This window comes from Corallincola spongiicola (genome assembly GCF_004284785.1).
In the GTDB taxonomy this organism is placed as follows: domain Bacteria; phylum Pseudomonadota; class Gammaproteobacteria; order Enterobacterales; family Neiellaceae; genus Corallincola; species Corallincola holothuriorum.
The window spans coordinates 176,918-190,517 of record NZ_SHLY01000004.1 but is presented as its reverse complement, the minus strand read 5'-3'; the positions used below and the strand labels follow the sequence as shown (position 1 = coordinate 190,517).

The window sequence follows — 13,600 nt, the reverse complement described above, 5'->3', positions numbered from 1 at the left end:
GAGGCGAAAGCCTCCTTTTACTCTGCCTTACTGCAATTCGCTTAAGGCGCTGCAGCAGCAGTACGACATTCGGCTGGAGCATACTTATTGTTTGTTGCCGGGTTGTTAACGGTACAAGCCCAAGTTATAACCCCATCAGCATTAAGGGTAGGTGTATAAGTAAGTGCCACACTTTTAGATGATGCGCTACCAGTTACTGCAATAACACCAGTTGTATCGGTGCAAGTTGAGCTCGCGACGTTTTTAGTTGCGACCGAGATGTTCGTTACGCCTAAGCAGCTACCTACTGCAATAGCGCCATTATTTGCAATGTTTTCACCGACGGTTGCCTTCATACCTGAAGCGATCACAGCGATCTCACTCACACGAGCACGAACAGTGTAATCTTGGTAAGCAGGCAACGCGATTGCTGCCAAAATACCGATGATCGCTACAACGATCATCAATTCAATCAATGTAAAACCTTTTTGTACTGCTTTCATTTGGATGTCTCCCTCAGGGTTTTGCTAAATCTTGCTGTTACGGGGCAGATTGTAGTTGCCTAGTTCAGCGAGAACTGTAGTTTTGATCAAAGTTTTAGCTGCAATCAATAACATTTTGATAACAATTGTTAACTTTGTGATCAAAAACCACGTCATAGCACAATGCTATGGCGCGGAATCTATCAAAGGAAGCGCATAGAAAGGTCGATCGCGCGCACATGTTTGGTGATTGCCCCAACAGATATACGGTCAACGCCGGTTTCTGCGATCGATCTCACCGTGTCCAGATTTACATTACCTGATGCTTCTAACAAACAGCGATCCGCCGTCAGCTCTACGGCTTTACGCATAGTGGTTAGATCAAAGTTGTCCAGCATAATGATGTCGGCGCCAGCATCGATGGATTGGTTAAGTTCATCCATGGTTTCGACTTCAATCTCTATCGGCTTCTCTGGATTGAGTTGTTTGGCTTTGTCGACGGCCTGAGCAATACCACCGCAAGCGGCGATATGGTTCTCTTTGATCAGATAAGCGTCATGCAAACCGGCGCGGTGGTTGTGGCCACCACCACAGGCGATGGCGTACTTCTGTGCAGCCCTTAGGCCGGGAATAGTTTTACGGGTATCAAGCAGTGCCAGCGGCTTCTCTAAACCTTGCAACTTATCGATGTAAGCGCGAACGGCGGTGGCGGTTGCCGACAACATCTGCACGAAATTCAGTGCTGCGCGTTCACCTGTGAGCAATAGCCGAGCAGAGCCTCTGAGCATAAACAGGGGTTGGTTTGCCTCGACGCGTTCGCCATCTTTAACCAACCATTTAATTTTCACCTGTTCCGCCAGATTTGCCGTTAATTGGGCAAACACCTCCTCAACAAAAGGTTGACCGCAAAACACGGCTCGCTCACGGCTGATCACCCGTGCTTCGGCCATGTTTTCTGCTGGAATAAGTTGTGCGGTGATGTCGTTATCTGCGGAATAGTTGTTTTCTGCTGCAGTATGCAGCGCTAAAGAGCCACCGAGATCTTCGTTTAACGCCATGCGTACGTTATCTGTGATGATATGGGCTGGGATCTTGTTTGCTGGCAGGGAGTGTGGCGTCTTCAATGGCTTCTCTTGTATGCTTAGTCGGCTATATGAACAGAATCAATCGTTTAGTAATGATTGATGTGTGGTGTTAATAATAGCACCGGAAACGGTATCTGATTTGCTGTGTATTCTAATGGCATTAGCAAGGGTTATTGAAGGGAATGATGGAAATTCCACGTATTTGTTGCCTGTAAAGTAGCGGTTTCTGCTTTACATGAGTGGTTATTGTTTGCTTTCGGGCGATGAATCAAACGCTGAGCGTCCTGCAGTGTTCCATTTCTTAGTTAGATCACATGAGGGACTGGTAGCCAAGTTTCCTCTATTAAGGAGAGAAACATGTTTTGCTCTATTACACTGTCTAGGTCAGATATAGGGCGTTACAGTCTTCTCTTATATGGGGTGCTGCTCAAATAGTTTGTTTCTGTGCAGATGCTTTTAACTAGAGATTGCTAACTAGAAATACTGCATACGACAGGGGAGTCATCGAGTTTGCCAAAGATCAGCCCACACCATGATGAGCGTCCAGCAGGAGAGAACATATCCTTGTTGGTGATCCATAACATTAGCCTGCCGCCAGGTCAGTTTGGTGGGGCCTATATCGATGATCTGTTTATGGGGCGTTTAGACCCGCAAGCGGATCCCTTCTTTCAACAGATTGCAGGCCTGCGAGTTTCTGCCCATTGCTTGATCCGCCGTGACGGCGAAGTCGTGCACTATGTGCCGTTTGATAAACGCGCCTGGCATGCGGGTGTGTCATCATTTGCCGGTCGCGAGCGTTGTAATGATTTTTCCATCGGTATTGAATTGGAGGGAACCGACACGGTTGCTTATGAAAAATCTCAATATCGTGCGCTAGTTATGCTGACACAGGAGATCATGGCGCGCTATCCTATGATCACGCGGGAAAGAATTGTGGGTCATAGTGATATCGCGCCGGGCAGAAAAACGGATCCGGGGCAAGCTTTCGACTGGGACTACTTCTTCTCTTTACTGGATGATTAACCGATAAGGATTGAGCAGCATGGTGTTGTTCTGCTTGCTGTTAGCAATATTTTTAGAGCGTGTACTGCATTTGGGGCCGCAATGGCAGTTCCATTGGTATATGCAACATTATATGGATCGCATTGGCCAACTCTCGGCGTTGGCAAAACTGAAAGATAGTTTTGCTGGTACGCTGGTGGTTATTGCTCTACCTGCCTTTGCTGTACTGGTTTGGCTGCGCTTGGTGGAAGGGATGCTGTTTGGCTTGGTAACGTTGATGAGCTGGATGGTGGTTTTGCTGGTTTGTTTTGGCTGTGGCTTTTACCGTCGACAGTATAAAAGTTACTTGAAGGCGAGTTGCCGAGGCGACGAACAGGCCTGTTTTGAGTTTGCGAAAGTCATTGAACACACCGTCAATGAGCAAGATCATCGCAGTTTACCCGCATCATTGGGTCAACGCTTGGCTTGGATTAACTATCGCTACTATGGCGCGCTGATCTGCTGGGTGGTGTTGCTAGGCCCCGCTGGTGCCGTATTCTACTGCGGTTGTCGTTACTATTTAGCGCAGAGCGACAACGAGCATAGCGGTGATGCGGAGCTGGCTGATGTGCCTGTTGACGATAATGCGGGCGAGGAAGTTGTTGAACTCGAGACCGTGGTCGCGCCATCAGATGCGCAGCGCTCTATTTCTCATCTCATGCATTGGATGGATTGGTTACCTGTAAGAGTTGTCACATTAGGTATGGCGCTGGTTGGACATTTTAATCGAGCGTTTCCGATCTGGTTAGAACACCTGTTGGATATGAAATTATCAGCCCGAGAGTTTGTCTATAAAGTCGGCGATAGTACGCGAGATATGGACGCGTCATCTGCTGTTTGCGTTGCTGAGGCCACCCACATGGTATCGCTTGTGAAGCGAAATATTGTGATGATGCTAGCAATGATTTCAGTGTTGACGCTTTATGGTTGGTTATCGTGATAAGCTAAATCCACTTCAATAATTGGTCAGACCAATTACTTGAATCGTAGAAAAGCCGCATAGATAGCGGCTTTTTTCTTTTCTAACCAAAGATTGAGCCAGCTCAATCTTTTTTTTGCCCTTTAGCGGTATGGACTCCCACCTTTTCTTCTGTTAGTTTCTGCTACCAATTGTGTCAATTGGTAAGACCAATTGACTTGGCGCAAAGATATTTTGATAAATCGGTTGTGCCAGTACCTAATTAGTCAGTGAGAACCCTGCTTAGATGACGTTTCAAAAAATCAAACAGCCTCGAATCGCTGATGTGATTGTTGAGCAGCTAGAGCAGATGATCCTTGAAGGCTCCATGAAGCCTGGACAGAAATTGTTGCCTGAGCGAGAACTGGCCGCTCAGTTTGAAGTCTCAAGACCATCGCTGCGAGAAGCTATCCAAAAGTTAGAGGCGCGTGGTTTGCTGGTTCGTCGACAAGGGGGGGGAACCTTTGTCGCTGAAAAACTTAGAGACTCTGTCAGCGAGCCACTGTTTGAATTGTTGGCAAAGAATCCGGAAGCGCAATTTGATCTGCTTGAATTCCGCTTAGCGATGGAAGGCATTTCAGCATACTACGCGGCGGTTCGTGGTACCGAGGCTGATTTTGCGCAGCTGGAAAGTTGTTCTGCTGCAATTAATCAAGCGCATGAGCAGGGCGACGCCCAGGCTGAAGCGCAAGCAGTGATTGCATTTTATGAGCGTATCGCTGAAGCGTCACACAACGTCGTTATTTTGCAGTTGGTGTTAGCGATGCGGCCACTGCTACTGGGTAATGTGGAACAAAATTTACACGTGTTATACCGGAAGTCAGGCGTGGCCTCGACACTGGCAGAACACAGGCGGTTGGTGTTGGCAGCGATTGTCCAGCGGCAGCCAGAGCAAGCCCGTCAGGCGACATTAAGTCATCTGGCGTATATCGAAGAGACACTGCTGTTGTTGGGGCAAGAAAGTAACCGTCAGCAGCGTTCGTTGCGGCGAATGCAGCAGCAGGATGAAAGTGAAAGTAATACTGAGTGATAGGGCTATTTTGCCGTTATCGCGGTATTTCTGAACTATCGTATATGAACCTATTTAATCACTAACGATTGAACCTAGAAGATAAGGAACCCGCCATGTCTGACATTATCAATCACGACGTGGATCCACAGGAAACGCAAGAATGGCTTGAAGCTATGGAAGCCGTTCTTGAGGCAGAGGGCACTGAACGTGCTCACTACCTGTTGGAGAAGCTGATTGACAAGGCCCGTCGTAACGGCGCTCACTTACCGTATGACGCTACGACAGCGTATCTGAACACCATTCCTCCTGGACAAGAGCCACAAATGCCAGGTGATATGGCGATGGAGCAGAAGCTCCGTGGTTACATCCGTTGGAATGCGTTGGCGATGGTACAGCGTGCTTCAAAGAAAGATTTGGACCTGGGTGGACATATCTCCAGCTTCGCTTCTTCTGCCACGTTATATGATGTGGGTTTCAACCACTTCTGGCGTGCGCCAAATGATATTGATGGTGGCGATCTTATCTATTTCCAGGGACATATCTCTCCGGGTATCTACTCCCGCTCTTTTCTTGAAGGTCGTTTGACCGAAGAGCAGATGGATAACTTCCGTCAGGAAGTTGAAGGTAAGGGTCTCAGCTCATATCCGCATCCTAAGTTAATGCCTGACTATTGGCAGTTCCCGACTGTATCGATGGGTTTAGGCCCGCTGACGGCTATCTACCAAGCGCGCTTCCTTAAATATTTGAATGACCGTGGCATCATGGATACCTCACGTCAAAAGGTGTGGGCATTCCTGGGCGACGGCGAAATCGATGAGCCAGAATCATTGGGCGCCATTGGCCTGGCTGCACGTGAAGGCTTAGATAACCTGATCTTCGTTGTGAACTGTAACCTGCAGCGTCTCGATGGCCCTGTACGTGGTAACGGCAAAATCATCCAGGAGCTGGAAGGTTCTTTCCGTGGTGCTGGCTGGGAAGTGATCAAAGTTGTTTGGGGTCGTTACTGGGATGCGCTATTGGCCCGTGATACCTCAGGTAAGTTATTGCAGTTGATGGAAGAGACCGTTGACGGTGAGTATCAGAACTGTAAAGCCAAAGGCGGCGCTTACACGCGCGAGAAGTTCTTCGGTAAGTACCCTGAAACTGCCGAGATGGTGGCCAATATGTCTGATGAAGATATCTGGCGCTTGAACCGTGGTGGTCACGATCCTTCAAAAGTATATGCTGCATACGATCGTGCCGTGAAGACCGTTGGTCGTCCGACTGTGATCCTGGCGAAAACCGTAAAAGGTTATGGTTTGGGTGATGCCGGTGAAGGTCGCAATATTGCGCACAACGTGAAAAAGATGAACATTGACGCGATCAAGCATTTCCGTGATCGTTTCAACATTCCGGTAGATGATAACGAGATTGAAAATATCCCGTACTTCCGTCCGGCAGAAGACAGCCCTGAAATGCAGTACCTGCGTCAGCGCCGTGAATCTCTCAGCGGTTATCTGCCACGCCGCCGGGTGAAGTTCTCTGAAGAGCTGGATATCCCAGGACTGAAAAGTTTTGATGCCTTACTAAAAGGCTCTAATGGTCGTGAAATCAGCTCAACCATGGCGTTAGGCCGTTTGTTGACTGCAGTGCTGAAAGATAAAAATATCGGTAAGCGCGTCGTGCCAATCATTCCTGATGAAGCACGTACCTTTGGTATGGAAGGCTTGTTCCGTCAAGTGGGAATCTATGCCCATGGTGGTCAGAAATATGTACCACAAGACGCAGATCAAGTGGCTTACTACCGCGAAGACAAAACCGGTGCGGTATTGCAGGAAGGGATCAACGAAGGCGGTGCGATGTCTTCATGGGTGGCTGCTGCCACTAGCTACTCGGTAAATGATACACCGATGATCCCGTTCTATATCTACTACTCCATGTTTGGTTTCCAGCGTATTGGTGACTTGGCTTGGTTGGCAGGTGACGCCCGTGCTCGTGGTTTCCTGATCGGTGGCACAGCAGGTCGTACTACATTGAACGGCGAGGGTCTGCAGCACGAAGATGGTCACAGTCATATCATGGCAAACACCATTCCAAACTGTATCAGCTACGATCCGACATTCGGTTACGAAATCGCTGTGATCGTACAAAACGGTATGGAACGTATGTACGGCCAGAAGCAGGAAGATGTGTTCTATTACATCACCACCATGAACGAAAACTACGTTCATCCTGCGATGCCAGAAGGTGCGGAAGAGGGCATCATCAAGGGTATCTACAAGTTGGATGCTGTGGCTGGCAAAGGTAAGACCAAGGTACAGCTACTCGGTGCCGGTACGATTTTGCTGGAAGTACAAAAAGCAGCAAAAGTGTTGGCTGAAGAGTACGGTGTCGATTCTGATGTTTACTCTGTGACTTCATTCAACGAGTTGGCCCGTGATGGTCTGGATGTTGACCGTTACAACCTGTTGCACCCGGAAGCTGAGCAGAAAGTGGCATACGTCACTAAGACACTTGAAGCTGACGTGCCAGTGGTTGTGGCGACTGACTACATGAAGGTGCATGCGGATCAACTGCGTAACTTCATTCCGGCATCATACCGTGTGTTAGGTACCGATGGTTTCGGTCGCTCTGACAGCCGTGAAAACTTGCGTGCACACTTCGAAGTCGACCATCGCTATGTGGTATTGGCTGCTTTAACTGAGTTGGCGCAAAAAGGTGATCTGGACAAGAAAGTGGTTGCGGAAGCAATTGCCAAGTTCGAGATCAATGCTGACAAAGTTAACCCACTGTTCGCTTGATAGAGGATAGAGACTGATGGCCGACATCAAAGAGATTCTGGTACCGGATATTGGTGCCGATTCCGCCGACGTCACCGAGATCCTGGTGGCTGTGGGTGACACTATCGAACCTGAACAGGGTTTGATCTCCATCGAAGGCGATAAGGCCGCGATGGATGTACCTGCACCGTTTGCCGGTGTGGTGAAAGAGATAAAAATCGCTGTGGACGACAAAGTGTCTGAAGGCACTTTGATTTTGGTAGTGGAAGCTGTAGGCGCTGATGCGCCAGTAGCAGAAGTACCAGCTGCGGCAGCGCCCGCGGCGGCTCCTGCACCAGTAGCTGCTCCTGCCCCCGTTGCGGCCCCCGCGCCTGCTGGCGGTGGTGCGGTGCAGGAAGTGACCGTGCCTGATATTGGCGCAGACAGCGCCGATGTTACCGATCTGTTAGTTGCCGTAGGCGACAGCATTGAAGCGGATCAAGGCTTAATCACCATTGAAGGCGATAAAGCGGCGATGGATGTACCTGCGCCGTTTGCTGGTGTGGTAAAAGAGATCAAGATTGCCGTGGGTGACAAAGTGTCGGAAGGTACTTTGATCCTGCTGGTTGAATCGGGTGCGGCCCCTGCTGCTGAGGCGCCAGTCACTGCGGCAGCACCGGTTGCTGCTCCTGCACCTGCCGCTGCGGCAGAAGTAAAAGAAGTCACCGTGCCGGATATCGGTGCTGATAGCGCCGATGTCACCGACGTATTGATTGCGGTAGGAGACACCGTTGAAGCCGATCAAGGTCTGTTGACTATCGAAGGCGACAAAGCGGCGATGGATGTGCCAGCACCGTTTGCTGGTGTGGTGAAAGAGATCAAGATTGCTGCCGGCGATAAGGTGTCGCAAGGTACGCTCATTGCTTTGATTGAGACGGTAGCATCAGCTGCTGCCCCAGCACCCGCTGCAGCACCGGCGTCTGCACCTGCTCCGGCAGCTACGCCAGCGCCTGCTGCGAAAGCTGACCCTGTGCCACATCATCCCCATGCGGCGAAGACGCAGGGTAAAGGTGCGGCACATGCGACGCCTTCGGTGCGCCGTATTGCTCGCGAGTTCGGTGTTGACCTGAGTAAGGTGAAGGGCTCGGGTCGCAAAGGCCGGATCTTGAAAGAAGATATTCAGGCGTTTGTGAAGTTCGAACTGTCTCGTCCTAAAACCTCGGGTGCAGTGACAGGGTCTGGGCTGGCCGTTGCGGCACAACCAAAAGTAGATTTCTCCAAGTTTGGTGAGATTGAAGAGGTTGCACTGTCGCGGATCCAGAAAATTTCTGGCCCGGCACTGCATCGCAACTGGGTGAGCATTCCTCATGTTACCCAGTTTGATGAAGCGGATATCAGCTCTGTAGAAGCGTTCCGTAAAGAGCAGAATGTGATCGCAGAGAAGCAGAAGTTGGGCTTCAAGATCACACCGCTGGTATTCATCATGAAAGCCGCAGCGAAGGCATTAGAAGCGCATCCTAAATTCTGCAGCTCACTGTCGGAAGATGGCGAGTCACTGGTGATGAAGAAATATATTCATATCGGTGTGGCAGTGGATACGCCTAACGGCCTGGTGGTTCCAGTGTTCCGCGACGTCAACAAGAAAGGCGTGTTTGAGTTGTCGAAAGAGCTGCTTGAAGTCAGCGCCAAGGCACGCGAAGGCAAGCTGACGGCCAAAGATATGCAGGGCGGATGTTTTACTATCTCTAGCCTTGGTGGTATCGGTGGCACGCAGTTCACGCCAATTGTCAATGCACCAGAAGTGGCTATTCTTGGCGTATCTCGTTCTGAGATGAAGCCAAAGTGGAACGGCAAAGAGTTCGTCCCACAACTGACGTTGCCATTAGCATTGTCATATGACCACCGGGTGATTGATGGTGCTGACGGAGCACGCTTTATTACAACACTCAGCGGTGTCTTATCTGACATCCGTAGGTTAGTGCTGTAATCATAGGCTGACAAAGGGGCGTGCCACTAAGGTAACGCCCCTTTTCGTATCACTTGTTTTCGTCTTGCCGTAAGGCAGGTAGACTGACCGGACAAAAGATATAGCAGACACTTGTTGAAACAAGTGCAAATGTTCCGGCTAAAGAACACACAGGATTAAAGAGGACATAATGAGCAACGAGATCAAAACACAGGTAGTGGTACTCGGTGCCGGCCCTGCTGGCTACTCAGCAGCGTTTCGTGCAGCAGATATGGGCTTGGAAACGGTTCTGATTGAACGTTTTGATACCTTAGGCGGCGTTTGCTTGAACGTTGGCTGTATCCCATCAAAAGCCTTGTTGCACGTGGCGCAGGTGATCGAAGATGCCAAACATCTTGGCGCCCACGGTGTGGTATTCAACGAACCCACCACAGATATCGACAAGATCCGTATCTGGAAAGACAAAGTTATCACTAAGTTGACTGGCGGCCTGGCAGGTATGGCCAAGATGCGTAAAGTGAAGGTGGTCAATGGCTACGGTAAATTCACCGGTGCCAATACTCTGGCAGTAGAAGGGTCAGACGGTGTCACCACCGTTAACTTCGATAACGCTATTATTGCAGCAGGCTCACGTCCGGTGACGTTGCCATTTATTCCCCATGATGACCCTCGTGTTTGGGATTCAACTGATGCGCTGAAACTGGAAACTGTGCCAGAGAAGATGTTGATTTTGGGTGGCGGTATTATCGGCCTGGAGATGGGTACCGTTTATCACTCTTTAGGCTCGAAGATCGAAGTGGTCGAGTTTATGGACCAGTTGATCCCAGCAGCCGATAAAGATGTCGTGAAAGTCTACACCCGCGAAATCAAAGACAAGTTTACTTTGATGCTGGAAACCAAAGTGACAGCGGTTGAAGCCAAAGAAGACGGTATTTATGTCTCATTTGAAGGCAAAAAAGCACCCAATGCTGCGATCCGTTATGACGCCGTATTGGTGGCTGTTGGTCGTGTGCCTAACGGTAAACTGCTGGAAGCTGAGAAAGCTGGTATCGCGGTAGATGAGCGTGGTTTCATTACAACAGATACCCAGATGCGTACTAACGTGCCTCATATCCATGCTATCGGCGATATCGTCGGCCAGCCAATGTTGGCTCACAAAGGTGTGCATGAAGGCCATGTCGCTGCCGAAGTGATTGGTGGTAAGAAGCATTACTTCGAACCTAAGGTGATCCCATCGATTGCTTATACCCATCCGGAAGTCGCATGGGCGGGTCTGACTGAGAAAGAAGCAAAAGAGCAGGGCATTAACTACGAGACATCAGTATTCCCATGGGCGGCCAGCGGCCGTGCTATCGCTTCTGACGCCGATACCGGTATGACTAAACTGATCTTTGATAAAGACAGCGGTCGTATTCTCGGTGGCGCTATCGTGGGTACCAATGGTGGTGAGTTGCTTGGCGAGATCTGTTTAGCAATTGAGATGGGCTGTGACGCAGAAGATATCGCGTTGACGGTTCACGCTCACCCAACTTTGCACGAATCGGTTGGCTTGGCGGCAGAGATCTTCGAAGGCTCAATCACCGATTTGCCAAACCCAAAGGCAAAGAAGCGCAAATAATGCGTCGGTAAGTTGATTTTATCATTACGAAGCCCCGCCAATGCGGGGCTTTTTATGTTCAGGACGAAGGGTCGAAAAATGCTCCATGCATTTTCGACATTCCCGCCATCCATGGCGGTCGTACACCCAATACACTTCGTGGAGTGTGCGGATGCACAGGAGTGGCGATACCCACAATGCTACGCGGGGCACGCTGTGTTCAGGACGAACGGTCGAAAAATACTCCATGCATTTTCGATATTCCCGCCATCCATGGCGGTTTTCCTCTCACTGTGCTTGCTGCAAAAACTAGGCAATATTTGGTTTCTTTGCTGTTTGCTCCTGCTAAAGCTTGCCTTTAGTCGCTGTTTTGTAACCAGAGGTTTCAGAACCCGCAACTTTCTACCTCCTGACTGGTCAGTTTTGTCTTAGCTGGGTAATATCGATGCGTTTAACGTTTTGATAACAGAGCACGACCACGTGCCAGTACACTCCAGAGGATAAATAGATGAACCGTCTGACAACCACCGCATTAGCCGTGGCGTTTGGCCTTGGCTTAACAGCCTGCCAGGACGCCCCAGAAGATAAAGCGGCTGCACCAGCAGCACCAGCTGCGACGAGTGAAGCGCCTGTACCCACCGTGACCGAAGTGAAGCCCGTTGCGCCAAAAGTACTGACTTCCGGTATCGATAAAGGTAATTTTGACGAACATATCCGTCATCAGGATGACTTCTTCCTGTCTGTTAATGGTAGCTGGTTAGCGCGCACCGAGATCCCTGCGGATCGCTCTAACTATGGCTCATTCACCGAGCTATTTGAGAAAAGCGAAACCATGTTGAAAACCATCATGGAAGACGCTGCGTTGCAGTCTTCAACGCCGGGCTCTGATGTGCAAAAACTCGCTGATTTCTGGAAAGCTTACATGGACAGTGAGCGGGTTGAAAATGTGGGTATGGCAGCATTGCAGGCGCAGTTTGATGCCATTGAAAATGCTAAAACCCATGAGCAGATCGCTGCGTTGATGGGACAATTGTTGGTTGACGGTGTGTCTGGGCCGTTTGGTTTTTACGTCAATAATGACGCTAAGCAATCAGATCAATATGCCGTGTATTTGTATCAGGCGGGTATCAGCATGCCTGACCGTGACTACTACCTCAATGAAGATGAAAAGTTCGTCAAGTTGCGGGAAAGCTTACGCCTGTTAGCTGCGGATCTGCAGGCGCAAAGTGGCGTAGCGCAGCCAGAGGCTGCGGCTGATTCGGTGTTAGCCATTGAAACAGCCATTGCCAGTGCACAGTGGAGCCGGGTTGAAAGCCGTGACGCGAATAAGACCTACAACAAGATGAACTTGGCTGAATTAGCGGCACTCATGCCGGGATTTGATTGGCCTGCGTATGCAAAAGCCGCTGGTTTAGGTGATGTGGACTCAGTGATTGTGCGTCAGCCGAGCTATATGACTGGCTTTGCCGAGCTGTTTGCTAAGACGCCTGTGGCTGCTTGGAAAGCTTATATGCGCCACCAGTTGGTGAGTGCCTACTCTGATTACTTGCCCCAGTCGGTTTCTGATCGTGCATTTGCTTTCTACGGTACAGAACTGAAAGGTGTTACTGAGCAGAAGCCGCGTTGGAAGAAGGCTGTGATCGCTGCAGATGAACAGATTGGCGATCTGTTAGGTAAGGCTTATGTTGCCGAAGCCTTTAAGCCTGAGGCGAAAGCGCGGATGGAGCAGCTGATCACCAACCTACTCGGTGCGTTTGAAGTCTCGATTAAAGATCTCGCATGGATGACGGAAGAGACCAAAGTTAAAGCGTTGGAAAAGCTTTCCAAGTTTTCGCCAAAAATCGGTTATCCAGAAAAGTGGAAAGACTATGCCACATTAGAGGTGAAAGCCGATGATCTGTTGGGGAACTACCGTCGCGCTGCTAATTGGGAATACCAGCGTATGCTGGCGAAGCTGGGTCAGCCGATCGATGATACCGAATGGCACATGACACCACAGACGGTTAATGCTTATTACAACCCTGTGATGAACGAGATTGTGTTCCCTGCGGCGATTTTACAGCCACCGTTTTTCGATATGGATGCCGATGATGCAGTGAACTACGCCTCGATTGGCGCAGTGATTGGGCATGAGATCAGCCACGGCTTTGATGACCAAGGTAGCAAGTATGATGGTGATGGCAATTTGTCTAACTGGTGGACAGATGCTGACCGTGCTGCGTTTGATAAGCTGGGTAAGCAACTGGTTGCGCAATACAGCCAATACGAACCGTTGCCAGGGCATTTCGTTAACGGTGAATTGACCTTGGGTGAGAATATCGGTGACTTAAGTGGTTTGCAGGTGGCCTACAAGGCATACCAGATGTCACTGGCGGGCGCTGATGCTGAGGTTATCGATGAGCTAACAGCCGATCAACGCTTCTTTATGGGCTGGTCACAGATCTGGCGCCGGAAATATCGCGAAGAAGAGCTGTTGAGCCGCTTGAAGTCTGATCCACATTCACCTTCTCACTATCGGGTGATCGGTATCGTGTCGAACATGCCTCAGTACTATGAAGCGTTCAATGTTGCTGAAACCGATCAGATGTATATAGCCCCCGAGAAGCGTGTGAAAATCTGGTAAGTCATAGGTTGTTGCACTGTTAAATTTCGTTATTTTTCAGTGAGAAAGGACCATTTTCAATTGACTGGTCTAACCAAGGCCGCTATCGTTCGCGCTAGCGGCTTTTGTATGTTTTTTAT

9 protein-coding genes are annotated in these 13,600 nt (G+C 49.7%); 7 read left to right on the top strand and 2 right to left on the bottom strand.

The annotated features are described in order from the left end of the window. Positions 1-41: 41 nt before the first annotated feature. The gene (locus tag EXY25_RS12995; RefSeq protein WP_130567102.1) at positions 42-482 is read right to left on the bottom strand and encodes a pilin; all 441 of its coding nucleotides are present in this window, start codon (positions 480-482) and stop codon (positions 42-44) included. Positions 483-664: 182 nt separating this feature from the next. Next, a complete protein-coding gene (gene nadC / locus EXY25_RS12990) occupies positions 665-1,519 on the bottom strand; it encodes a carboxylating nicotinate-nucleotide diphosphorylase (RefSeq protein WP_130567175.1) in 855 nt (284 codons plus the stop codon). Between the two features lie 537 nt (positions 1,520-2,056). Between nadC and ampD the strand changes: the two genes are divergently transcribed. The 7 genes from ampD to EXY25_RS12955 all read left to right on the top strand — a co-directional run bounded on the left by ampD (position 2,057) and on the right by EXY25_RS12955 (position 13,481). After that, entirely contained in the window at positions 2,057-2,569 is a 513-nt protein-coding gene (gene ampD / locus EXY25_RS12985; RefSeq protein ID WP_246019556.1) for a 1,6-anhydro-N-acetylmuramyl-L-alanine amidase AmpD, read from the top strand. Positions 2,570-2,588: 19 nt separating this feature from the next. Continuing rightward, the gene (gene ampE / locus EXY25_RS12980) at positions 2,589-3,527 is read left to right on the top strand and encodes a beta-lactamase regulator AmpE (RefSeq protein WP_130567100.1); all 939 of its coding nucleotides are present in this window, start codon (positions 2,589-2,591) and stop codon (positions 3,525-3,527) included. 265 nt (positions 3,528-3,792) lie between these two features. After that, positions 3,793-4,575 (top strand): pyruvate dehydrogenase complex transcriptional repressor PdhR, encoded by a 783-nt coding sequence (pdhR, locus tag EXY25_RS12975; protein ID WP_114338191.1) that lies wholly within the window; start codon positions 3,793-3,795, stop codon positions 4,573-4,575. A 95-nt stretch (positions 4,576-4,670) separates the two neighbouring features. Beyond that, positions 4,671-7,337: a pyruvate dehydrogenase (acetyl-transferring), homodimeric type gene (aceE, locus tag EXY25_RS12970; protein WP_114338192.1), complete on the top strand. Its 2,667-nt coding sequence runs from the start codon at positions 4,671-4,673 to the stop codon at positions 7,335-7,337. Between the two features lie 16 nt (positions 7,338-7,353). Then, on the top strand, positions 7,354-9,282 hold the full coding sequence (gene aceF / locus EXY25_RS12965) for a pyruvate dehydrogenase complex dihydrolipoyllysine-residue acetyltransferase (protein ID WP_130567099.1): 1,929 nt from the start codon (positions 7,354-7,356) through the stop codon (positions 9,280-9,282). A 169-nt stretch (positions 9,283-9,451) separates the two neighbouring features. After that, positions 9,452-10,879, top strand: a complete 1,428-nt coding sequence (gene lpdA / locus EXY25_RS12960; protein ID WP_130567098.1) for a dihydrolipoyl dehydrogenase — start codon at positions 9,452-9,454, stop codon at positions 10,877-10,879. Between the two features lie 487 nt (positions 10,880-11,366). Continuing rightward, positions 11,367-13,481 carry a M13 family metallopeptidase gene (locus EXY25_RS12955; RefSeq protein ID WP_130567097.1) on the top strand — a complete coding sequence of 705 codons (2,115 nt, stop codon included), beginning with the start codon at positions 11,367-11,369 and terminating at the stop codon, positions 13,479-13,481. Positions 13,482-13,600 lie beyond the last annotated feature (119 nt).